Origin of the sequence: Deinococcus sedimenti (genome assembly GCF_014648135.1) — a bacterium.
GTDB classification, from domain to species: domain Bacteria; phylum Deinococcota; class Deinococci; order Deinococcales; family Deinococcaceae; genus Deinococcus; species Deinococcus sedimenti.
Genome location: NZ_BMQN01000003.1, coordinates 194733 through 218046, shown reverse-complemented (window position 1 = coordinate 218046; position 23314 = coordinate 194733). Strand labels below are relative to the sequence as shown.

Sequence of the window (23314 nt, the reverse complement as noted above, 5' to 3'; positions counted from 1 at the left end):
GACCACGCAGCGCACCGGTCCCGGTGTCCTCATCTGCGGTCCATCTGCTCTTATACTGCTGGGGTGTTGTGCTGTTCTCCACAGAAAGACGTGATGCGCCCATGCCCCTGACCGCCCGTAACCTCACCCGGAGCCGCCGCGCCAATGCGTTCGCGCGGCGGCGCTACCTCAATGCGACCGCACTGATCGCCGGCAACGCCCTCGCGTGGACCCTGACGGCCCTGATCGCGCACCAGGTCACGCGGTGGGTGCCGAGCCTCCACGGGTTCAGGAACAACTGGGGCCTGCTCTTCCTGCTGCACACGCTGCTATGCGCCGGAGCCAACCTGCTGCCCGGCTGGGGGCTGGGCGCCGTGGCCGAACTGCGCTACACCGTGCAGGTCACCGGCCTGCTGCTGATCAGCGTGGCCCTGACCGCGGGCCTCCTGCGGGGCGACTGGCTGGTACTGATCACCGCCGCCTTCGTCGGTGTGCTCCTGACCGTCTTCCTGGTGGGCCTGCGCGCACTCATCAAATACCTGCTCCTGAGAGCCGGACAGTGGGGCGTGCCGGTGGTCGTGTACGGCGCCGCCCGCAGCGGACAGAAGGTCATCGCTGCGCTGCAGAGCGAACAGGGCCTGGGGTTTCATCCAGTGGCGGTGTACGACGACGACCCCGCTCTCCGAGGAGAGTCGATCGGTGGCGTGCCGGTGGCCGGGGATACCGAGGACTGGACGTACGAAGCGCCGGTGGCCATCCTGGCCATGCCGGGCGCAGGCCGGGCGCGGCACGTCGCGCTACTCGACGGGCCCCTCACGGTGTACCGCAAGGTCATCGTCATTCCGGACCTGTTCGACGTCCAGTCGCTGTGGGCGCGCACCACCGACCTGGGTGGCGTGCTGGGCATCAGCCTGAACCAGCAGCTGGCCGATCCGGTGGCACGCCGGACGAAACGCGCCATCGACCTGTCGGCAGTGGTTCTGTCCAGTCCATTCTGGCTGCCCCTGTGCCTGCTCGTGGGCGTGTTCATCTGGCTGGAAGACCGGCACCACCCGGTGTTTCTGCAGCCGCGTCTGGGCCTGGGAGGGCGCACGTTCAACACCTGGAAGTTCCGGACAATGGTCCCCAACGCCGAAGCGGTCCTCCAGGAGCGGCTCACGCGTGATCCTGCGCTACGTCAGGAGTGGGAAGCGAATCACAAGCTGCGCCGCGACCCCCGCATTACCCGTGTGGGGTCGTTCCTGCGCAAGACCAGCCTGGATGAACTGCCGCAACTCGTCAACGTGCTGCTGGGCGACATGGCCCTGGTGGGACCGCGGCCCCTGCCCGGTTATCACTATGAGAAGCTGCCGGCCGGTGTGCAGGGGCTCCGCCGTGAGGTGCGGCCAGGCATGACGGGCCTATGGCAGGTGTCGGGCCGCTCCGACGCCGGCGATGAGGGGATGCTCGTTCACGACCCGTACTACGTGCGCAACTGGAGCATCTGGCTGGACATGGTCATTCTCCTGCGGACCTTCCGGGCCGTGGTGCGCAGCGCCGGTGCCTACTGACGATGTCCCTGTGTGAAACGGAGTGCGTCTGGTTTGTTCACCCCCCAGGAGAAGACCGGGTCGCCAGCGCCACGCCCGGAACCCGTGTTCCTCCTCGCGTCCAGGCTTTTATCTTGACTCGGGTCCAACAAGACGGGCTGATTGGAAGTCGTGACACAACCCATCAGCCCGCTCCCATTTCTAACCCAGATTCCAGACTGGCGTGACCCGACGCGCATCCATGACCCGTGGGATGGCCTCTGGACCCTCATACTCAGTGGCCTCATCGCCGGACCACCCAACATCCTTGCCCTCACCCAGTGGCTTGCCGGACACCGCGAGGTGCTGAGCCAGCACCTCGGCCTCGACCGCCTCGCCCAGCAGGCCATGATCTACCGCTTCTTCTGGTCGCTGGACCAGCATCTCCCTGAACTGCAACGCGCTCTGCTGGACTGGGTGAAAGCTCAACATCCCACGGCGCAGGACGGCCTGGTCATCCTCGCTGGTGACGGCAAAGTCCTGAAAGGCAGTGCGCGAGAGGGCCGTTCGGCCCTCTCGTTCCTGTCGGTCTTCTTCCATGAGCTGGCGCTGACCGTCGCGCAGGTCGATCAGGCCGGACGTCATGAAGCCAAAGGAATGCAGGATCTGCTCCCCACCCTCACGACCCTCTTTGGAACAGGGTGGCTCGTGACGTTGGACGCCGCCTACACCGAGCGGGAACTCACCACCCGCATCGACGAGGCAGGCGGAGCCTACCTCGTCCCCCTCAAGAACAACACCCGCTCGCTCAAGGAATGGGCGATGTTCGCGTTCACGTACCCGGCGCACGATCACGTCGTGGACGTCGAGCGGCGCAGTGGAGAAGTCTGGGAGCGGCGTACGTCCGTGATCACCGACGCGCAGGTCCCGGACGACATCAGGGAAGGGTTGTGGGGCGTGCAGACGTTGATCCGTCGTGAGCATCAGGTCACGCGCCGCGATGGCACACAACGGGTCGAGGTGCGGTATGCCGTCAGCAGCCGGCTGCTGACGGCTCAGGAAGCGGAGCGCATCTGGCGCGGTCACTGGGGCATCGAGAATCGAAGCCACCATTGCCGGGATGTCGTGCTGCACGAGGATGCGTGTCGGTTGCGCAAAGGAGCACAGGGACGGGCGATGCTCAATGGCGTGATGGTCGCGCTGCTCAGTGGACAGACCCGTCAGGTGACGGCACTGGTGCGTCGCTTGACCCTTGATCCGCTGCTCGCTCTTCAACTCCTGATTCCAGACCTCGCGTCAAGATAAAAGCCTGCTGGGCGGGGCTTGCAGTCGAATTGACGATTCAATTGTGCGCTAGGACAAAGGATGCCTGCTGGCAGATCTGCAGCCCGATAACAGGCCCGGTTCTGTGTGTCACCGGGCGCGCTCCAGGTGAGCCTGCCAGTGAAAGTCAGCAGGCGTCGTCGGCGCACGGTCAAATGTAACCGTGACTGTCCGCGTCGTAGCCTTCACCTGGTAACTACCCAACTCCGTCGTCGGGGAAGTCAACACGATCTTCTGAATCACCAGTGACCGTACGTCGTCCGGATCACTGAAGCTCAACCCATGTTCGAATGTCACGCTGCGATTGCCGTCGACTGGAACGCGCACTGTCCCGCTCCGCTCCGTCCACCACCCCTTGTTCTCACTCACCGTCACCGCACTGACTCCTGACAGCAGGGAATCGGCCCGCACCATCGCCCCCGGCCCGCCGAACTCGTTGCCCTTCACCACCGCGCCAGCGACCTGGGACCGAATATGAACCGAGGCCATCTGCTCCTGATCTGTTTCGAAGCGGTTGCCCGTCATGACGATCTCGCCCCGCTGGGGCAGGCCCCCTGGCACCCACTCGCCCACCTCTACGTCTGCGGTCAGGTCGCGGTCGCGTTTCTGGCCGTTGTGCCGGAACGTGTTTCCCTGGAGTTCCCCGGAATACCATCCCCATCCCCATATGCCCTGGCGCCCACCGTTCTGCATGACGTTGTTCAGCACCTTGATGCGCTCGCTCCCCCATTCCACCGTCACGTTCCGGCTGCCATTTCCATCCATCAGGCTGCTCTGCACGGTCACGTCCGCGCATTCACTGAGGAGCAGGCCTCCCATCTTGTTGAGCAGGAACTGCACGTTGTCAATGACTCCCTGCTGGCACCACCGGAAATAGGTTCCATCGCCGGGAGCATCCTGAATGACACTGTCCCGGACCGTGAACCCGCTCACGTGGTGGAGCAACAGCTGACCCTTGTCCGTTTCTTCAGTGCCTTCGGCTTGCCCCCCTGGGGGCCGTTCAAGATAATCGTAGTAGTAGGCGCCATTCCGCTGTAGGGTCACCCGCTCGAGCGTGACCTGCCGAATAGGAGTGATGTCCGAACCGACCAGCTTGATGCCGGGGGCCGTAAAGCCGTCGATCACGACGTCGCGAATCGCGATGTCGTGCGAGGCACCGCTCACGGCGATGGGTGAGACATTGGCGCCTGGGGACCAGTCGCTTCGATGTCCGGTAAACGTGCCACCGGACCAGTCGAGCGCGGAGACGGAGTCTGCGGTGAAGATGACGCCGTCGGTTCCCGCGCCGGGCAGGGCAATGTCAAAGACAGTGCCGGTCGCGCGAATGACTGCATTGGAGGGAAGGCGGAGGACGCCGACTTGCTGAAGCACGATGGTGCGGGCCGGAAACTGCATGGGCACGCCGTAAGTCTGGGCGTCCTGCAGAGCCCGCTTCACGTTGTCAGTCTGGTCGCCAGTCAGCGTGAGGTAGTTGGCCACATCGATGAGCGTCGGTACGGGGGCTGGGGGGGTTGGGTCAGGTGCTGGGACGGGTGGCGTGGGTGCCGGTGGGACGGGTACTGGGGTTGGATCAGGCGCTGGGACGGGTACTGGGGTTGGATCAGGCGCTGGGATTGGTGAGGGGGTCGGGTCTGGCGCTGGGGAGGGTGGCGTGGGTGTCGGCAGGGGGACTGGAGTTGATGACGCAGGCGGTGTGGTACTGAGCGGGGGGGGGCTGGTGGTGTTGCAACTGGCTAGGAGGAGGCAGGACAACACGATCGCCATTGGACGGCGGAAATGTGAATTCCGAGCTTTTCGTGAAAAAATCATAATTTTACTCAATGTATCGGTGCGTATCTTACTGAGTTGTCTCGGATTCTGCCCGTACGGGGGAGTCGTGAAGATGTCCTCAGATCTTGCACGTGAATAGGTAGTCAAAACGCGCTCCCAGACGAGAGAACGAGGGTGTGAACGACCTCAGACTCTCCGGGAAGCGCGCTCGTATTCTGGCAGATCACCTGCTCTCCGTCCCCCGCACGATCTATCAGCGGCGCAGCCTTGAGGCTGCGCTCGGCATGTTCCTCGATCTGGGGCGGAAAACAGCGCTTCACCGCGCCTCCACGGTCAGCGCCAGTGCCCTCAGTCGTTTCCTGAACGCGTACACCTGGGACACGCGTGCCTGCTGGGACAGTCTTCAGCACACGCAATGGGAATCGCTTCTTCTGGCTGCGCGCCGCAAGCGGCGCCCGCGACTTCACCTGTGCGTCGACCTCACCAGCATCCCCAAGACCGGCCAGAAACTCCCCGCTGTTCGCGTGCAGGGCGGTGTGCACGGCATTCACCTCGTGGTCCTGTACGCCGTGTACGGCACGCTCAAATTCCCAGTCGGGTATCGCGTGTACCGGGGTCGGGGCACCCCGACCCCCGTCCGGCTCGCCCTGGATCTCCTCGCCACCGTTCTACAGCCGATCCGGCGGCGATTCGACGTGTGCGTGCTGGCGGACAGCGGGTTCGAGTCCGCGACGTTCCTGCAGGGCGTGCGGGATGAGGGGTTCGAGTTCGTCGTGGGTGTTCGGTCGAATCGGCGCACCGATCACTCAGGTCGAGTGACCGTGAGTGACTGCGAGCACGGCAGTTGGCTGTCGCTCCACAACTGGCCGTGGGAGGTCGTGACGTTGGCCCGATTTGACCGGGGCGACCGGACCTTCTTCTCGGTGTCGCCAGAGAGGGAAAACGTCGGTGGGCGATCGAATCCTTCTTCAAGGAATCCAAGCATCAGTTCGGGTTGAACCAGTTCGCGCTTCATACCGCTCAGGGGCTGGATCGCTGGGTGCTCCTGGTGTGTGCAGCGTTCACGTTGACCGTGCTGTGCTCTGAAGGAGGAAAAACGCTGGAGGAGGACGCCAGGCTGGCGGTGCACATCGCACTGCCTGCACTGGTCATCGTGAGGCTGATGATCGAGGTGCAGCGACACGAGGAATTCCTGCGCCAGCACGGCTATTCAGTCCATCTATCCAGGTGCAAGATCTGAAGACCTGTTGCGCAGTAGTGAGTTGTCACCACGGGCCACCTGGTCGGATGCCACCGGACCACAGTCGCGCGCATCGTCCGCGTTGCCGGAACCCACGCGCAACACCTCCACGACCTGAATGCTCGTGACCTTCAGGTCACGAGCATTCAGGCAGATGAGCGCTACGGATTTGTCGGGCGCAAGAAAGAGTCCGTGTGGGACGCGACTGTTATCGATCCGAGCAGCAAATTCCTGATCCAGGGTGAGGTCGGCGAGCGCACTGCAGCCCTGACTCAGTCTCTCCTCGTGCAGGCCCGAGACCGACTCACCGATCCGCAAGGACTCGTGCTGTTCACTGATGGGTTTCTGTCGTACCAGACGGTGTTTCCAGAAGTGTTCGGCAGGCCGTATCAGCCGGCGAGACGGGGGACGCGCGGGCGATTCCCGAAGACGGCCGACCGAATCCCGCGGTCATCAGCCCACGTCCGGATCATCAAGGAGTACGCGGGGAAGCGGGTCGTGAAGGTCCGCACCGAGATCGCGGCTGGGACTCGGGCACGTGTGGAGGAGGAACTGCAGCGGTTGGGCTACCACAAACCCAATACCTCGGCTGTGGAGCGTCAGAACGCCACAGCAAGGCGAATGAACTCGCACCTGGCGAGGAAAAGCCTCGCGTTCGCGAGGCTGCGGGTCCATCGAGTGAGCCTGGCTCACCTGGTGCAAGGGATCTACAACTGGTGCCGAACGCAACGGGGCCTGCGGAGCAAGCTCGACGTCCCGAAGGGACGTCAGCTGTACCTGCAACGCACACCGGCCATGACCATCGGTCTGACCGATCACGTCTGGAAGGTGCGGGACTGGCTCTCACAGCCGCAGGGCGTCTCCTGTCGGGCATAGTTCGACTCTGTTGGCGAATTCGAAAACCGCTGTTGGGTGAGGCGGAGCATCACGACTCGGCAACGAGAAATGCGGAGTCTGGGAGCTATCGCCTGAATTCGCCAACAAAGTCTATTGATAACGGCAGAAATTTAGGTTGCTAGACTGACGAGGACATGGCACCGTGGCACCCCTCCAAGTACACCCGTGCCCAACTCGAAGAACGGCGACTCGCCGCACTGAATATGATTCAGGCCGGTGGACACACCAACCAACAGATCGCGGATCACTTCGGCGTCTCGATCCACACCGTCTACACCTGGAAAGAGCGGCTCAAACGCCAGGGTGGCCTGGAGGCCACCCCCACCACGGGTCGGCCCCCCCGCCTGACTCCGGAGGGGCAGCAGAAGATCAGCACCCTCCTGCAGGAGGGTGCCCTGGCACACGGCTTTCCCGACTCCACCTGGACCACCGCTCGTGTCCGCGAACTGATCGGGCGGCACTTGGACGTGTGGTACCACGTCGACCACGTTCGCAAGGTGCTCCATCGCCTGGGATTCTCGCCGCAGAAACCCGGTAAAGGGGCGCTGGAACAGAATGAGGAGGCCGTACGAACCTGGGTGCAGACCACGCGCCCTGGTGTCGAAAAAAAAGGTCGCGCAGGGCGCCACGCTCGTCTACCTCGATGAAGTGGGCTTCAGTCTGAAAGGCGTGCTCCGACGGACATGGGCAAAACGGGGGAAGACACCCGTGGTGCGTCTTCCGGCCAGTTGGCAGAAGCTCTCAACGCTTGGGGCCATCACGTCGAACGGGCAATTTCTCCAGCGGACCCAGACAGGAGCGGTCAAGACGGGTGATGTGCTGGCGTTTCTGAACCACCTGCTGAAGCACGTGACGGGCGAACTGGTGGTGGTGTTGGACAATGCCGCGATTCACCGGGCGAAGGCCGTCTCGGCCTTCGTGAAGACGCAGGCTCGGCTCTCGCTGGTGTACCTGCCACCGTATTCACCGGAGTTCAATCCGATTGAGAAGGTCTGGGCCTACGTGAAGCGGAACGTCTTGGGGAATTTCTGCGCCAGGACGACAAAGGAACTGAGGACACGGCTGCGTGCGGGCTGGCAGAGGATTCGGTACATCAAGTTGCCGCAGCACCTCATGGCGGCGACTTCAATTTAAACCGCCATCAATAGTTCCAGTCAACTACCCGTCCGCTCGGATTGAACGCTTTCGGCAACACCGTTCAACCGGACTGCACATGAGGCACCCCTGACGAGCTGAGCCGCCCGGCGCGGCCACCCCACAAGAGAAAAAGCGCGCGCACCGGAGTTCGCGCGCTTCGGGTGTCGTCTTTATTGCCGTTGCCAGGTGCGCGGTGTCGCCCGGTCCCTGAGGGAGGAAGATGACCGGGCCGGACCATGCAGAACCTTGACGCCGATGGCGGCAGCGACCGCAATGCCCGCCACGACCTGAACTCCGATGAACGCTGCCGACATCACGAATACATCCATGTTGAAAGGATGACGCAGTGACGTAGGAACAAGATGGGAAATCTGACCATCATCCTGAACTGATCTCAAACTCTGGAGATTTTATGAAGCCCTGTCTGCTGCGGGTCAGCCCTCACGCCAGCCCCACGGTGGGCCGACTCCTGGTCTACCTCCCTTAGGGCGTCCGCGCGCCCGTTCGGCCAGTCGATGACAGGGGAAGCGTCCGCCGGTTTAGTCGAGCGGACGCCACTCGCCCGTCGCGCTGCATCGCCGCCGGGACGGTTCCAGCGGACCCCGGTGGCCCGGGCCTGTGGTGTGGAACGGACGCGGGTGAAGGAAGAAGCGGGCTGCCGGGCATCGAAGGGCGGCCCGGCGCCCTCTGACCGGACGAGTTGGACGCCGGATCACTCGCCGGTCAGGAACACTTAACGGGCCAGCAGGAGTGCAGCCACGGCGTACACGACGGGACTGACCTGCCGCGCGCGGCCCGCGAGCACCTTGACGGCGCAGGTGGTGATCATACCGAAACTCACGCCGTTGGCGACGTCGAAGGTGAGGGGTATCGCCACGATCGTCAGGAACGCCGGCAGACCCGCGCTCACAGCAGAATTCAGGAGAAGTGAGGGGCATCTCCACCACTCCGGAACGAGCAGAGCGATCACCGGACGACACCAGCGGCTGGACGTGAACTTGAAGGGCGTGCTGTTTCGCCCCTCAATGGACCTGGAGAGCGCTGTCAGACCACCTGCCCGACTTCGCCCACGCCGGGCTCCGCAGGCAGATACGGACTCCGGTTGAACGGCGTGCAACAACCGTCAACCCGAGCGGACTCGGAGAGCTGCGCCGCAGAGCGAGCAGGAGAGAAACGGGTTCCGGACGTGGAGTCGGCACCCCGGTGATATGGCGGGTGGAGGGCGAAACAGACGGAATCCGTATGACACCCTGCTCAGCCCGCCGGGCCGGATTCACCGCGGCGCGGCACCTGGGTCCAACAGAGGTCTCACGGGGCCACCGACCCGCCGTGGGGGCCGCCGTGGGGCCCACCGTGGGGGATGTGTGCTGCCGCGTGCGCCGCCGCCAGCCGCGGGTCATACTGAACACGTGCCCATCTCGCCCGTTCCGTCCGGTCATGCCTGAGAGTGAGTTCACGCAGGAAATTGCCCGCGCCGTCTCGCTGGGCATCCTCTCGCATTTCCAGCGTCAGGCCGACCAGGGACTGATCCTGCTCGACGAGCGGCTGTTCGTCGCCGACCTCACCGAGAGCCTCGAGGCCCGCCTGCGCCCGGACCGGGAGGTGCGCGGGCAGTCGCTGCTGACCCTGCTGCACCCCGACGATCAGGCCGCCGTGCCGGACGACATCCTGGTGCGGCTGCACAGCGGACAGGACGTTCAGCTGGAAGTGCGGCTGCACACCCCCGGCACGCCCGTGTGGTGCGAACTGGACTTCATGCCGGTCGTGCCGCCGCAGCCGGGCGTGTGGGCGCTGGCGATCGTGCGGGACATCACGCCCCGCAAGGCCACCGAGCAGCACGCCCGCACCCTCGAAGCGCGGCGCGACGCGCTCATGGAAGTCGCGATGGACGCCATCATCAGCATGGACCGGCACGGGCGGATCGTCGCGTGGAACCCCGCCGCGACCCGCATCTTCGGGTACAGCCTCAAAGATGCGCTCGGGCAGCAGCTGGCGTCCCTGATCATCCCAGCCGCCGACCGGGACGCACACCAGCGCGGCATGGCCCGCCACCAGCAGACCGGCGAAACGCGCGTCGCCGGGCGGCGCGTGCAGGTGACCGCCCAGCACAAAGACGGCCGGGCCATCCCGATGGAACTGCTGATGAAACCCGTGGTGGTCGACGGTCAGCAGTACTACACCGCGTTCATTCACGACCTGACCGAACGCTTCGAAGCGCAGCGCAAACTGCGCGAGCAGGCCCTGCACCTGAACCTGATGCACGAGCAGCTGCCCACCCTCTCCTGGACGACCGGCGCGGACCTGCACGTGCGCATGATCAGCGGGCAGACCCTGCAGCGCCTGAAACTCCAGGCCCGGGACCTGATCGGCCGTCACGTCACCGCCCTGCTCGACGGCGGCCGGGAGGACGAGGTCCTCAGCGCGCACCTGGCGGCGCTGGCCGGCCAGCGGGGGCGCTACACCCACCACCTGCAGGGCTACACGTTCGAGATTCACGTCTCACCCCTGCATGACACGCAGGATCACGTGATCGGCACGGTGGCCCTCGCGCACGACGTCACCGACCGGCACCGCGAGCAGCAGCTGGAACGGGCGCGGGCCGAGGTGCTGCAGTCCATCGCGGTCGGAGAGCCGCTGGCCGACACCCTCACCCTCCTGTGCACCCTGCTGACCCAGCTGCCCGGCGTGATCGCCGCCCAGCTGCTGACCGTCGCCGGCACCACCCTCACCAGCGCCGCCAGCACCGGCCTGCCGGACGACCTGCTCGGCACGTTCACGCCACCCCCCCAGCCGGACGACCTGCACCCCGCCTGGGTGGACGCCGTGCAGGGACAGGCGCTCGGTCTCGCCACGCTGGAGCACGCCAGCCGCTGGACGCCGTGGCGCGTCGCGCTGGCCAGCAGCGGCCTGCGCGCCTGCTGGCTGTTCCCCGTGCAGACCACGGGCGGGCGCGTGACCGCGCTGATCGCCCTGTACCGCGCCGTGCCCGACGCGCCCAGCGAACGCCTGCGGGGCGTGGTCGCGCAGGCGGGCCAGCTGATGACCGTCGCCCGCGAACAGGACCAGCACCTGCAGACCATCCTCACCACCCGCGAGGAGACACTGCGCACCCTGGGCGTCGCCCTCGAATACCGTGACTACGACACCAAGGGCCACACCGACCGCGTGGTGCGTCTGGCCCTGGCCCTGGCCCGCCGCCTCGGCCTGAGCGAACAGCAACAGGACGACCTGCGGCGCGGCGCGTACCTGCACGACCTGGGCAAGATCGCCATTCCCGACCAGATCCTGCTCAAGCCCGGCCCGCTCACGCCGGAACAGTGGACCGTCATGCGGCAGCATCCCGTTACCGGGTACGAGATGCTCCGCCACACACCCGCCCTCGGGCAGGCGTGCCTGGACATCGTGCTGCACCACCACGAGCACTGGAACGGGGGCGGCTATCCCCACGGCCTGGCCGGCGAGGCCATTCCGCTCCTGGCGCGCGTGTTCGCGGTGGTCGACACCTTCGACGCGCTGACCAGCGCCCGCCCCTACAAGAACCCCTGGCCGGAAGACGAAGCCACAGGGGAACTGCGGCGCATGGCCGGGCACGTCCTTGACCCCGGCCTGGTCGCTGCGTTCATCGAGCTGCGCCGCGAGCAGACCGAGCCCGGGCCGCCGGACACCCCCTGAGCCCGGACGGAGTGATGGCGGGCCGCTCTCCCGGACGCTGAAGCGACCACCGGAAGGCACATGGATGGGCCGTGGAGTCGTTGGGCGTATCGGGCACCTGCGGTCCGCCACCCCGGCCGGCCAGCACCTTGCTCCCGGCGGTCAGGGACCGAACGCGAGGTACACCCGCGCGACGAACGCCGGGTCGCTCAGCCCTCCGCCCAGCAGCTCCTCGGCGCGGCGCAGGCGGTAGCGCAGGGTGTTCAGGTGCAGGTTCAGGTCATCTGCCAGCGCGGCCAGTGAGCCCGTGTGGCCCAGGTACGCGCGCAGCGTGGCGGCCAGCTTCCCGTCCGGGTCCCCGACGCGCAGTCGGGCCTGCCAGTCGGCGGCGTGCGCGGCCCGCTCCGGGCTGTCCAGCAGCGGCCGCAGCGGGTCCGGTTGTGTGAACGTGGCGGCCCCGCGCGCCGGGGCGAGACTCAGGGCCTGCGCCGCCTCGCGCAGCGCGTCCGGCGCGGCCCCGGCCCCCGCGTGCGCCCGGCTGACCCCCAGCCGGAACGCGGCGGTCGTGGCGTTCAGCAGCGCCTCGTGCAACCCGGCCGCCCCGGCCGGATCGGCGGCGGGCCACAGCCACGCGGCCACGTCATGGTCCCCCTGGGCGCGCACGGCGGTCAGGCAGGTCAGGCCCCGGCGGTAGAAGAAGCCCTCGCCGACACTGCACAGCACGTCCAGCTGCGCCGTGCGGGCCTCTCGCGCACGCGCGGAGCGGGGCGGCGGGCCATCCAGGCGCAGCGCCGCGACCGTGAAGCCCTCGCCGGGCGGGAGCTGCGCACCGTCCCCGGCGAGGAGCGCCTCGAACTGCCGCTCGCCGACGCGCCGCCGCGCCGCGCCCGCTGCCGCCGCCTGCAGGCGCGCCAGGCGCAGCAATTCCGCGATCAGCGCCGCCAGATCCGCCCAGCCGGGAGCGGCCCGCAGCTGCAGGGTGCCGACCGGGCGGCGCTCGAATGCGAGGGGCACCTCGGTCAGTTCCGCGCCGTCCGGGGCGTGCCCGGCGTGCGCGACGACGTCCCCCCAACTGGCCCGGACGGTCACTTCGCCGCCCGTGACGCCCGCCAGCCAGCGGGCGAGGGTCGCCTCCGGCTGCGGGTGATTCAGGGCGCGCTGCGCGCCGTCCAGCAGGGCGCGCAGGCCCGGCAGGTGCGGCCTCAGAGAGTCGGCCTGGAGGCGCGCGAACGCCGCGCGGACGTCCGCTGCCGGAGCGTCGGGCAGCGCCCGCACCGCGGCTTCCGCGTCGCCGATCTGCTCCGTTATGGGGGTGGGGGAGAGGCCCAGCGCCCCCCGCAACGCCGCCAGGGTCACGCTCATCCAGCTACCCTCAGATTGCTCATTGTCAAATCATACAAAAGCCATTGTGATTACTGTGCATCCCACCGTTGAGACTCCCGCCCGGGCGGGCCTACGCTGCGGGGAAGCTCAACTCACGTTCCGGGCGCATCCCGACGCGCCCCTCTCTGGAGGGTTCATGACCGTCACGACTCCGTCCCCCGTGGACGCCCTGCACGACCGCCTGCGCGAGCCGCTGCGCCACTTCATCGGTGGCGAGTGGGTGAGCGCGCAGTCCGGCGACACCTTCGAGTTCCACGCGCCCAGCGACAACCGCGTGCTGGGACAGGCCGCCAGCGGCGACGCCCGCGACATCGACGGCGCCGCGCAGGCCGCGCACGCCGCCTTCCCCGCCTGGCGGGCGCTGAGCGGCAAGAAGCGCCGCGCGCTGCTGTACCGCGTGGCCGACCTGATCGAGGCCCGCGCGCACGACATCGCTGTTGCCGAGAGCACCGACACCGGGCAGCCCATCCGCTTCATGAAAAGTGCGGCCGTGCGCGCCGCCGAGAACTTCCGCTTCTTCGCCGACCGCGCCGAGGGCGCCCAGGACGGCCTGAGCCTCCCCACCGACGGCTTCCTGAACTACACCGTCCGCCAGCCCATCGGGCCGGTCGGCGTGATCACCCCGTGGAACACGCCGTTCATGCTGAGTTCCTGGAAGATTGCCCCGGCGCTGGCCGCCGGGTGCACGGTCGTGCATAAACCCGCCGAGTGGAGCCCCGTGACCGCCACGATCCTCGCGGAGATCATGCACGAGGCGGGCATTCCCGCTGGTGTGGTGAACCTCGTGCACGGTTTCGGCGAGAGTGCCGGGAAGGCCCTGACCGAGCACCCGCTGATCAAAGCCATCGCGTTCATCGGGGAGAGCCGCACCGGCAGCCTGATCCAGAAGCAGGGGGCGGACACCCTCAAACGCGTGCACCTCGAACTGGGCGGGAAGAACCCGGTCGTGGTGTTCGACGACGCCGACCTGGACAGGGCGCTGGACGCCGCGATCTTCATGATCTACTCCCTGAACGGTCAGCGCTGCACGAGTTCCAGCCGCCTGCTCGTCCAGCGCGGCGTGCACGACGCCTTCGTCGAGCAGCTCGCGGCGCGCGTGGCGAACATCCGCGTGGGCGACCCCCTTGACCCCGCCACCGAGGTCGGCCCACTGATCCACCCCCGGCAGTTCGAGAAGGTCTGCTCGTACTTTGACGCGGCCCGCGCGGACGGCGCGACCATCAAGGTCGGCGGCGAACGCATCGGCGACACCGGGAACTACGTGCGCCCCACCCTCTTCACCGACGCCCGCAACGACATGCGCATCGCCCAGGAAGAGATCTTCGGCCCGGTCCTCACGGTCATCCCGTTCGACACGGACGAGGACGCCCTGCGTCTCGCGAACGACGTGCCGTACGGTCTCGCGGCGTACCTATGGACGAACGACCTGACCCGCGCGCACACCTTCGCGCACGGCCTGGACAGCGGCATGATCTGGGTGAACAGCGAGAACGTCCGCCACCTGCCCACCCCGTTCGGCGGCATGAAGGCCAGCGGCATCGGCCGTGACGGCGGCGACTACTCGTTCGACTTCTACATGGAGACGAAAAACGTCGCCATCAACCTGAACGGCCACCGCGCCCAGCAGCTCGGGATGCCGGGCACGCCCCAGAACAAGGAGAATTGAGATGGCCCGCACCGGACAGCAGTTCCTCGACCGCCTACGCCTGAACCCGCCCAACCTGTACATCGACGGGCAGCGGGTGGAGGACGCCACCACGCACCCCGCCACGCGCAACATCGCCCACTCGCTGGCCGGGCTGTACGACCTGCAGCACGACCCGCGCTACCGCGACGTCCTGACCTTCGAGGAGGGCAGCGAGCGGCACGCGACCGCGTTCATGGTGCCCCGCACCAAGGAGGACCTGCGCCGGATCGGCGAGGCGCACCGCCTCCGCGCGAACTACTCGCTGGGCACGCTGGGCCGCGCGCCGGACTACATGAACACGAACGTCATGGCCGCCGGGATGGCGAGCGCGTACTTCGACCAGTGCGAATCCAGCGGCGAGCCGGGCTCGGGCCGGAACTTCAGCGAGAACATGCGCCGCTACTTCGAGTACGTGCGCGACCACGACCTGTGCCTCACGCACGCCCTGACGAACCCGCAGGTGAACCGCGGCAAGCAGGCGTCCGAACTGCCCGACCCGTACATCGCCATGGGCATCGTCGAGGAGACCGAGGCCGGTGTGATCGTGCGCGGCGCGCGCATGCTCGCCACCCTCCCCATTGCGGACGAGATCCTGATCTTCCCGTCCACGGTCATCAAGGAGAACGGCGACCGCAGCCGTTACGCGATCGGCTTCGGGCTGCCCACGAACACGCCGGGCCTGTACTTCCAGTGCCGTGAACCCTTCGACCTGGGCCGCGACGTGGAAGACCACCCGCTGTCCAGCCGCTTCGACGAGCAGGACGCGTTCGTGATCTTCGACGACGTGCTGGTGCCGTGGGAGCGGGTGTTCCTGATGTACGACATGACCCTCGCCAACCAGGCCTACGCCAAAACCGACGCCGTGCTGCACATGGCGTACCAGGTCGTGAACCAGAAGGTCAGCAAGACCGAGGCGTTCCTGGGCCTCGCGCAGAGCATCGTGGACACCGTCGGCAGCGGGCAGTTCCAGCACGTGCAGAGCAAGGTCAGCGAGATCATCGTGACCCTGGAGATCATGAAAGCCCTGCAGGTGGCCGCCGTGGAAGGCGCGCAGCTCAACGCGTACGGCGTCATGACGCCCGCGCGCGGCCCGCTGGACGCCGCGCGGAACTACTACCCGGCGATCTACCCGCGCCTGAACGAGATCATCCAGCTGCTCGGCGCGTCCGGGATCATCATGATGCCCAGCAAGGCCGACCGCGAGGGGCCACTCGGGGCGTTCATCGAGAAGCACCTGCAGGCCACGAACGCCAGCGCCGAGGAGCGACTCAAACTCTTCCGCCTCGCCTGGGACCTGACCCTGAGCAGCTTCGGCGCGCGGCAGAACCTGTACGAGAAGCACTTCTTCGGCGACCCCATCCGCATGCACAGCGCCCTGTACGAGGTCTACGACAAGAAACCCTACGTGCAGCGCATCCGCGAGTTCATCCACCAGACCAGCCCTGACCAGACCAACCCCGACCAGACCAAGACCGTGGCGGCGGACTGACATGCAGACGCCCAACACCATCCGCATCGCGCACGGCATCTTCTACGTCACCGACCTCGCCGCCTCCCGCCACTTCTACGTGGACCTGCTCGGCCTGAACGTCCTGCACGAGACCGAGGGAGCCCTGTACCTGCGCGCCAACGAGGACCGCGAGTGGACGCTGAAACTCGAACTCGCGCCCGAGGCCGGCGTGAAGCACCTCGCGTACCGCGTCGGCACCGACGCCGACCTGGACGCCCTGACCGCGTTCCTGGACGCGCAGGGCATCCCCTGGCGCTGGGAGACGGAACTCGACCGCCCGCGCCTGCTGCGCTTCCAGGACCCGTACGGCGTGCCCGTCGCGTTCTACGCGCAGTCCGTCAAGCACCCCTGGCTGCTGCAGGACTACCACCTGCACCGCGGCGCGGGCCTGCAACGCATCGACCACATCAACGTCATGACGCCCGACGTGGAAGGCGTGATGCGCTGGTACATGGACCACCTCGGCTTCCGCCTCAGCGAGTACACCGAGGACGACCACGGGCGCATCTGGGCGGCCTGGATTCAGCGGCGCGGCAGCGTCCACGACCTCGCCCTGACGAACGGCGCGGGGCCGAGACTGCATCACTTCGCGTACTGGATGCCGGACATGCAGAGCATCATCCGCACCTGCGACATCCTCGCGGGCGCCCGCATGCCCGAACACATCGAACGCGGCCCCGGCCGCCACGGCGTCAGCAACGCCTTCTTCCTGTACATCCGCGACCCCGACGGGCACCGCATCGAGCTGTACACCTGCGACTACCTGACCGTCGACCCGGACTTCGAACCGATCCGCTGGTCCCTGAACGACCCGCGCCGTCAGACCCTCTGGGGCGCGAAAACCCCGAAGAGCTGGTTCGAGGAAGGCTCCCTGCTCGAAGCCTTCGAGGGCGGCTGGGTGCAGCCCCGCGAGAGCGACCTCGTCGGCATTCCCGTCAACGTGATTTAAGTTGAGCTGGAAGAACCCCTCCGCCCCCTGTCGGGGGCACCTCCTCTCAAGGGGAGGCTTGCAGCTGCTTTCTTCTGGCTCCCCTTGAGGGGAGCTGGCCGCGCAGCGGACTGAGGGGTCCGCCCGCGAATCCGTTCCCAACCGAGGTTTCCAATGAAAACAGCGAATTTTATGGCCCGTGGCCGTCAGCACCGTGGCGTGCTCCGGGATGGCATGTTGATCGACGCGGCGGGTGAGGCGCACCGTCCGGACGAGGTGCAGTTCCTGCTGCCCGTGACTCCCGGGAAGGTGATCGCGCTGGCGCTGAACTACGCGGATCACAATGCGGAGCTGGGCTTCAAGACGCCGGAGGAGCCGGTGATGTTCCTGAAGCCGAACACGAGTCTGCTGCCGCACGGCGGCACGGTGGAGTACCCGCGCGGGGCGCAGTTCATGCACTACGAGGTGGAACTGGGCATCGTGATCGGGCGGGACGCGCGGCGCGTGAAGGCGAAGGACGCCGAAGACTACATCGGTGGGTACACCATCGCGAACGATCTGGTGGTGCGGGATTACGTGAGCAACTACTACCGCCCGCCCATGCGCGCCAAGGGCTGGGACACGTTCGGGCCGCTGGGGCCGTACCTCGTGTCGGCGGACGAGGTGCCGGACCCGTACAACCTGGGCCTGCGCGCGTTCGTGAACGGCGAGCTGCGCCAGGAGGGCAACACGCGGGACATGATCCTGCGCGGGCCGGAACTGATCGAGTTCATGAGCCGCTTCATGACCCTGCAGGCGGGCGACGTGATCCTGACCGGCACGCCGAAGGGCGTGTCGCACGTGAAGCCGGGGGACGTGATGCGCCTGGAGATCGACGGGCTGGGCGCGTTGGAGAACGACGTGGGGTGGGAGTCGGAGGACGCCGAGCCGCTGATCGCGCAGGAAGGGCAGCGGATCTGATGCCGCACCTGACCGTCGAGTACACCGATAACCTGACCGCGCCGCGCGTGCCGGAGCTGCTGCGTGCCCTGAACGGGGTGCTGCTGGCCCGTCCGGACGTGTACCCGCCGGGCGGCATCCGTGCCCGCGCGCACCGCCTGACGGAGTACGTGGTGGCCGAGGGCGCGCATGACGACGCGTTCGTGCACGTCACCCTGAAGATCGCCGCCGGGCGCAGCGAGACCGTGAAGGCCGAGACGGGCGCGGCGCTGTTCGAGGTGCTCAAAAGCCACTTCGCCGCCGACTTCGACTCCCGCACCCTGGCCCTGTCGCTGGAGATCGCGGAGTTCAGCGAGGCGGGCACCTTCAAGCACAACAACATTCACGCCCGCTACCGCAAGGTGGGCGCGTGAAACGGCTCCCGTCTGTTTCGTGGACAAGTCGGAACTTCACCGACTTATCCACTCCACGCCCGGGAGCCGTCTGTCTCCTCCTCGCTCCGCTCGGGTTGCATGGTGATGGCACCACGCAACCGGAGGGGAAATGAGCGGCCTCAGTGACGCGCAGGTGCAGGACGCCGCGCGCCGCCTGCACGCCGCCGAGCAGTCCCGCGCGCCTATGCGGCAGCTGTCCGGCCAGTACCCCGGCCTGACGATCGCGGACGCGTATCGGGTGCAGGACGCCTGGGTCAGTCACAAGCTCACGCAGGGCCGCCGCGTGATCGGGCACAAGATCGGCCTGACGTCGCGCGCCATGCAGCAGGCCGTGAACATCGACGAGCCCGACTACGGGACGCTGCTCGACGACATGGTGTTCAGCGAACTCCAGCCCATCCCGTCGGGGCGCTTCATCGTGCCGCGCGTGGAGGTGGAACTCGCGTTCATCCTCGGGAAGGACCTGCGCGGCCCGAACGTGACCGTCATGGACGTGCTGGACGCCACGCGCTGGGTGGTGCCCGCCGCCGAGATCATCGACGCGCGCATCGAGCGCGTGGACCGCGAGACCGGCGCGACCCGCAAGGTCACGGACACCATCAGCGACAACGCCGCGAACGCCGGGATCGTCCTGGGCGGGCGGCCGGTGCGGCCCACCGACGTGGATCTGCGCTGGGTGGGCGCGCTGCTGTTCCGCAACGGCGTGATTGAGGAGACCGGCGTGGCGGCCGGCGTGCTGAATCACCCGGCCGAGGGCGTGGCGTGGCTCGCCAACCGTCTCGCGCCGCACGGCGTGACGCTGCGGGCGGGGGAGACGGTGCTGGCCGGGTCGTTCGTGCGCCCGGTGGACGCCGCGCCCGGCGACCTGTTCCACGCGGATTACGGCCCGCTGGGCAGCGTCACCCTGAGGTTCGCGCGGTGAGCGCCCCGGACCTGCACAATCCCCTGAAGGCGGCCCTGGCGCGCGGAGAGTTCCAGCTGGGTCTGTGGCTGGCGCTGGCCGACCCGTACAGCGCGGAGATCATCGCTGGGGCGGGTTTCGACTGGCTGCTGATCGACGGCGAGCACGCGCCGAACGACGTGCGCAGCACCCTGAGCGTGCTCCAGGCCATGGCGGCGTACCCGGTCACGCCCATCGTGCGGCCTCCGGTTGGGCAGACGCACCTGATCAAGCAGTACCTCGACCTGGGCGTGCAGACCCTGCTGGTCCCCATGGTCGAGAGCGGCGCGCAGGCCCGCGAACTGGTCGCCGCGACCCGCTACCCGCCGCGCGGCGTGCGGGGCGTGGGCAGCGCGATCGCCCGCGCGTCCCGCTGGAACGCCGTGCCGGACTACCTCCACCGCGCCGACGCTGACATCTGCCTGCTGGTGCAGGTCGAGAGCGCCGCCGGACTCGCCGCGCTGGACGACATCCTGGCTGTCGAGGGCGTGGACGGCGTGTTCATCGGCCCGGCGGACCTGAGTGCCAGCCTGGGCTACCTCGGGAACCCCGCGCATCCGGACGTGCAGGCCGCGATCCTGGACGCCGTGACCCGCACCCGCGCGGCGGGGAAGGCGGCGGGCATCCTCTGTACCGAGGCGCAGGTGCCGCACTATCGCGCGGCGGGCTGCACCTTCGTGGCGGCGGGCGTGGACACCACCCTGCTCGCCCGCGCGGCCCGCGACCTGGCCGGGCGGGTCCGTCCTGCCGCGCCACCGACCCGGGACGCTGGACCATACTGAGTCCAGGCCCCCTCACCTGATCCATCCCTGACGCGCCGGGTGCCTTACCTGTCCGGTGGAGAGCCGCCCCGGCGCGCTTCGCGGCAGTGAAATCACGCGCCGCGTGGCGACTCGCGGCGCGTGACGCGGCGCTGACAATCGGGCGGCAGACTGCGCCCCATGAAGAAGATCTTCGTCCTCGCCGCCGCCCTCGCCGTGACCACCGCCAGCGCGCAGTCCAGCCTGACGGGCGCCGGGGCCAGCTTCCCCTACCCCCTGTACAGCAAGATGTTCGCCGAGTACAAGGGCGACACCGGCGTCAGCGTGAACTACCAGTCCGTCGGCAGTGGCGCCGGCCAGAAGCAGATCACCGAGCGCACCGTCGACTTCGCCGGCAGCGACAACCCCATGAGCGACGAGGCCATGAAGGCCGCGCCCGCCGACCTGCTGCACATCCCCACCGCCATCGGCGCCGTGGTGCCCGCCTACAACCTTCCCGGCGTCACCGCGCCCCTCAAGTTCACCGGTAAGGTCCTGGCCGACATCTACCTGGGCAAGATCCGGACCTGGAACGACAAGGCCATCGCCGCCATCAACCCCGGCGTGACGATTCCCCCGCTGCCCATCACCGTGGCGCGCCGCAGTGACGGCTCCGGCACGACGTACGTGTTCGCCGACTACCTGAGCAAGGTCAGCAGCGAGTGGAAGAGCAAGGTCGGCGTGGGCAACAGCCTGCAGTGGCCCGTCGGCACCGGCGCCAAGGGCAACGACGGCGTGGCCGGCGTCGTGAAGAGTACCCCCGGCGCGATCGGCTACGTGGAACTCGTGTACGCCAAGCAGAACAAACTGACCTTCGGCAGCGTGCAGAACCGCGCCGGCAAGTTCGTCGTGGCCGACAACGGGCCCGCCGCGCTGGCCGCCAAGGGCGTCGTGATTCCCGCCGACACCCGCGTCAGCCTGACCAACAGCGCCAACGGCGACGCGTACCCCATCGCCAGCTTCACGTACCTGATCTTCTACAAGGAGCAGAACTACAGCGGCCGCAGCCAGGCCCAGGCCGCCGCGCTGAAGAAACTCCTGACCTGGATGGTCACCAGCGGCCAGCAGTACAACGAGGCGCTGGACTACGCCAAGCTGCCCGACACCGTCGCCAACAAGGCCAAGAGCATCATCGCCAAGATGACCTACGGCGGCAAGAAGATCTGACCTCACGCTCGACCGCGCGGCGTGCCCAGGCAACGGGCACGCCGCGCGCTTCTGACCAGCCTGCCCGCACCTGAAGCGGGTGGGCTGACCGTCGCCTGACGAAAACCGGGTGAACTGAGTCCATGAGTCCCGAAGGGGTCACGAAACCATGAGCAAACGCACCGCCTCCCCCCGCCAGCTGAGCAGCGCCAGCGACCGAGTGTTCGAGGGCCTGATCCTCGCGCTGGCCGCCGTGATCGTGCTCGTGTTCGTCCTGAGCGTCTACCAGCTCGGCACCGAGTCCTGGCCCGCCCTGCAGAAGTTCGGCCTGAACTTCTTCACCAGCCGCGTGTGGAACCCCGTCACCGGTGAGTTCGGCGCGGCCGCCATGATCGCCGGCACGCTGGTGACCAGCATCGCCGCGCTGGTCATCAGCGTGCCGCTGGCGATCGCGAGCGCGCTGTTCGTCGCCGAGTACGCGCCCAAGTGGCTGGCCAACCCGGTCGGCTACCTGATCGAACTGCTCGCCGCGGTGCCCAGCGTCGTGTACGGCCTGTGGGCGCTGTTCGTGATTGCCCCGATCCTCGGCAAGTGGCAGACGAACTTCTTCACCAGCCCTGAGAACGTCCAGACGCTGACGCGCTGCACCGACCTGTGGAACAAGAACCAGACCAGCCTGGAATGCTTCTTCGTGCCCAGCAGCGCCGCCGGGCGCGGCCTGGCCCTGGCGATCATCATCCTGACCGTCATGATCCTCCCGTACACCGCGTCCGTCGCGCGGGACGTCATCCGGCTCGTGCCGCAGGACCAGCGTGAAGCGATGTACGCGCTGGGCGCCACGAAGTGGGAAGTCATCTCCCGGGCGATCCTCCCGTACGCCCGCGCGGGCATCATGGGCGGCGTGATCCTCGCGCTGGGCCGCGCGCTGGGCGAGACGCTGGCCGTCGCCATGGTCATCGGGGACAGCCAGGACATCCTCAAGAGCATCTGGGGCAACGCCAGCACCATGGCCTCCGTGATCGCCAACCAGTTCGGGGACGCGCAGGAAGCCCTGCACCGCTCCAGCGTCGTCACACTCGGCCTGAGCCTGTTCTTCCTGAGCGTCGTCGTGAACTACATTGCCCGCCTGATCATCGCCCGCCTGACCCCCAAGGGAATCCAGTGATGCGCGCCGCCACCACGCCCAACAGCACCCGCCACCAGCTGAGCCCGGCCCGCCGCGCCAAGAACCTCGCCATGGGCGGCCTGATCGTCCTGGCCACCCTGATCGTCGTCGCGCCGCTGATCCTGATCTTCGCGTACCTGATCCGCGAGGGCCTCGGCGCCATGAACCTCGACTTCTTCACCAAGGTCCCCGCGCCCGAAGGGGAAACCGGCGGCGGCCTCGCCAACGCCATCCTCGGCAGCATCGAGATGCTCGCCCTGGCCAGCGTGTTGGGCGTCGTGGTGGGCGTGTCCGGCGGGATCTTCCTCGCCGAGTACCCCCGCCACCCCCTGATGCCCAGCATCCGCATGATCAGCGACGTGCTCGCCGGGATTCCCGCGATCGTCATGGGTCTCGTCGCGTACGGCCTGATCGTGCTGCAGTTCGGCTTCTCGGGCCTCGCGGGCGCCGTCGCGCTGGGCTTCCTGATGATCCCCATCGTCGTGCGCACCACCGAGGAAGTCCTGAAACTCGTCCCACAGACCGTCCGCGAGGCTGGCCTGGCCCTGGGCCTGCCCAAGTGGCTGGTCACCCTGCGGATCGTGCTGCCCGCCGCCGCCGGAGGCATCGTCACCGGCGTGATGCTGGCCCTGGCCAGGGTCGCCGGGGAGGCCGCGCCACTGCTGTTCACGGCGTTCGGGAACAACCAGATCAACCTCGACCCGACCAAACCCATGAGCGCCCTGCCCCTGGAAATTTACCGCGGCGCGACCAGCGCCTACGACGAGAACCAGCGGCTCGCGAAGGCCGGCGCACTGCTGCTGATCACCCTGATCTTCATCACCAGCCTCCTGGCCCGCCGCGCCAGCCGCCGCAAATAAGCGGGCGCCGTCTGCGT

19 protein-coding genes and 1 pseudogene are annotated in these 23314 nt (G+C 67.4%); 16 read left to right on the top strand and 4 right to left on the bottom strand.

Annotated elements, in window-relative coordinates; all coding sequences use genetic code 11:
• Positions 1–101: 101 nt before the first annotated feature.
• Both IEY69_RS10130 and IEY69_RS10125 read left to right on the top strand, forming a co-directional pair.
• A complete protein-coding gene (locus IEY69_RS10130) occupies positions 102–1529 on the top strand; it encodes an exopolysaccharide biosynthesis polyprenyl glycosylphosphotransferase (RefSeq protein WP_189073036.1) in 1428 nt (475 codons plus the stop codon).
• A 150-nt stretch (positions 1530–1679) separates the two neighbouring features.
• Positions 1680–2792, top strand: a complete 1113-nt coding sequence (locus tag IEY69_RS10125) for an ISAs1 family transposase (RefSeq protein ID WP_189073035.1) — start codon at positions 1680–1682, stop codon at positions 2790–2792.
• 108 nt (positions 2793–2900) lie between these two features.
• Here the strand turns inward: IEY69_RS10125 and IEY69_RS10120 are convergent, their stop codons facing one another.
• Positions 2901–4289: a right-handed parallel beta-helix repeat-containing protein gene (locus IEY69_RS10120; protein ID WP_189073034.1), complete on the bottom strand. Its 1389-nt coding sequence runs from the start codon at positions 4287–4289 to the stop codon at positions 2901–2903.
• Between the two features lie 467 nt (positions 4290–4756).
• On the opposite strand from IEY69_RS10120, the pseudogene IEY69_RS10115 reads away from it, so the two are divergent.
• The 3 genes and pseudogenes from IEY69_RS10115 to IEY69_RS10105 all read left to right on the top strand — a co-directional run bounded on the left by IEY69_RS10115 (position 4757) and on the right by IEY69_RS10105 (position 7851).
• Positions 4757–5820: pseudogene (locus IEY69_RS10115) on the top strand (transposase).
• A 192-nt stretch (positions 5821–6012) separates the two neighbouring features.
• A complete protein-coding gene (locus IEY69_RS21705; RefSeq protein ID WP_229783828.1) occupies positions 6013–6696 on the top strand; it encodes a hypothetical protein in 684 nt (227 codons plus the stop codon).
• Between the two features lie 155 nt (positions 6697–6851).
• Positions 6852–7851 (top strand): IS630 family transposase gene (locus tag IEY69_RS10105; protein ID WP_189073033.1). Its coding sequence is split into 2 segments (ribosomal slippage): positions 6852–7322 and positions 7324–7851, totalling 999 coding nucleotides; the frame shifts between segments, so codons are not numbered across the junction.
• A gap of 173 nt (positions 7852–8024) precedes the next feature.
• Here IEY69_RS10105 and IEY69_RS10100 read toward each other — a convergent pair.
• Complete coding sequence (locus IEY69_RS10100; RefSeq protein WP_189073032.1) at positions 8025–8183, bottom strand: hypothetical protein; 159 nt, start codon at positions 8181–8183, stop codon at positions 8025–8027.
• 404 nt (positions 8184–8587) lie between these two features.
• Positions 8588–8764 carry a hypothetical protein gene (locus IEY69_RS10095; RefSeq protein ID WP_189073031.1) on the bottom strand — a complete coding sequence of 59 codons (177 nt, stop codon included), beginning with the start codon at positions 8762–8764 and terminating at the stop codon, positions 8588–8590.
• A gap of 527 nt (positions 8765–9291) precedes the next feature.
• Here IEY69_RS10095 and IEY69_RS10090 point away from each other — a divergent pair.
• Positions 9292–11526 carry a PAS domain S-box protein gene (locus IEY69_RS10090; protein WP_189073030.1) on the top strand — a complete coding sequence of 745 codons (2235 nt, stop codon included), beginning with the start codon at positions 9292–9294 and terminating at the stop codon, positions 11524–11526.
• Between the two features lie 141 nt (positions 11527–11667).
• Here IEY69_RS10090 and IEY69_RS10085 read toward each other — a convergent pair whose 3' ends face one another.
• The gene (locus IEY69_RS10085; RefSeq protein ID WP_189073029.1) at positions 11668–12867 is read right to left on the bottom strand and encodes a PucR family transcriptional regulator; all 1200 of its coding nucleotides are present in this window, start codon (positions 12865–12867) and stop codon (positions 11668–11670) included.
• Between the two features lie 157 nt (positions 12868–13024).
• Here IEY69_RS10085 and hpaE point away from each other — a divergent pair, with 157 nt between their 5' ends.
• From hpaE to pstA, 10 genes are all read left to right on the top strand, one after another.
• Positions 13025–14554 carry a 5-carboxymethyl-2-hydroxymuconate semialdehyde dehydrogenase gene (hpaE, locus tag IEY69_RS10080; protein WP_189073028.1) on the top strand — a complete coding sequence of 510 codons (1530 nt, stop codon included), beginning with the start codon at positions 13025–13027 and terminating at the stop codon, positions 14552–14554.
• 1 nt (position 14555) lies between these two features.
• A complete protein-coding gene (gene hpaB, locus IEY69_RS10075) occupies positions 14556–16064 on the top strand; it encodes a 4-hydroxyphenylacetate 3-monooxygenase, oxygenase component (RefSeq protein ID WP_189073027.1) in 1509 nt (502 codons plus the stop codon).
• A 1-nt stretch (position 16065) separates the two neighbouring features.
• Positions 16066–17034, top strand: coding sequence for a 3,4-dihydroxyphenylacetate 2,3-dioxygenase (hpaD, locus tag IEY69_RS10070; RefSeq protein WP_189073026.1), 969 nt, complete (start codon positions 16066–16068; stop codon positions 17032–17034).
• Positions 17035–17187: 153 nt separating this feature from the next.
• Positions 17188–17973: a fumarylacetoacetate hydrolase family protein gene (locus tag IEY69_RS10065; protein ID WP_058978899.1), complete on the top strand. Its 786-nt coding sequence runs from the start codon at positions 17188–17190 to the stop codon at positions 17971–17973.
• Positions 17973–18365, top strand: a complete 393-nt coding sequence (locus IEY69_RS10060) for a 5-carboxymethyl-2-hydroxymuconate Delta-isomerase (protein WP_189073025.1) — start codon at positions 17973–17975, stop codon at positions 18363–18365. The genes IEY69_RS10065 and IEY69_RS10060 overlap by 1 nt, the downstream gene beginning before the upstream one ends.
• 130 nt (positions 18366–18495) lie before the next feature.
• Positions 18496–19308 (top strand): 2-oxo-hept-4-ene-1,7-dioate hydratase, encoded by an 813-nt coding sequence (hpaH, locus tag IEY69_RS10055; protein ID WP_189073024.1) that lies wholly within the window; start codon positions 18496–18498, stop codon positions 19306–19308.
• Complete coding sequence (hpaI, locus tag IEY69_RS10050) at positions 19305–20108, top strand: 4-hydroxy-2-oxoheptanedioate aldolase (RefSeq protein ID WP_229783826.1); 804 nt, start codon at positions 19305–19307, stop codon at positions 20106–20108. The genes hpaH and hpaI overlap by 4 nt, the downstream gene beginning before the upstream one ends.
• Positions 20109–20267: 159 nt before the next feature.
• Positions 20268–21293, top strand: coding sequence for a phosphate ABC transporter substrate-binding protein PstS (pstS, locus tag IEY69_RS10045; protein ID WP_189073023.1), 1026 nt, complete (start codon positions 20268–20270; stop codon positions 21291–21293).
• 148 nt (positions 21294–21441) lie between these two features.
• Positions 21442–22437: a phosphate ABC transporter permease subunit PstC gene (gene pstC / locus IEY69_RS10040; protein WP_189073022.1), complete on the top strand. Its 996-nt coding sequence runs from the start codon at positions 21442–21444 to the stop codon at positions 22435–22437.
• Positions 22437–23297: a phosphate ABC transporter permease PstA gene (gene pstA, locus IEY69_RS10035; RefSeq protein ID WP_189073021.1), complete on the top strand. Its 861-nt coding sequence runs from the start codon at positions 22437–22439 to the stop codon at positions 23295–23297. The genes pstC and pstA overlap by 1 nt, the downstream gene beginning before the upstream one ends.
• Positions 23298–23314 lie beyond the last annotated feature (17 nt).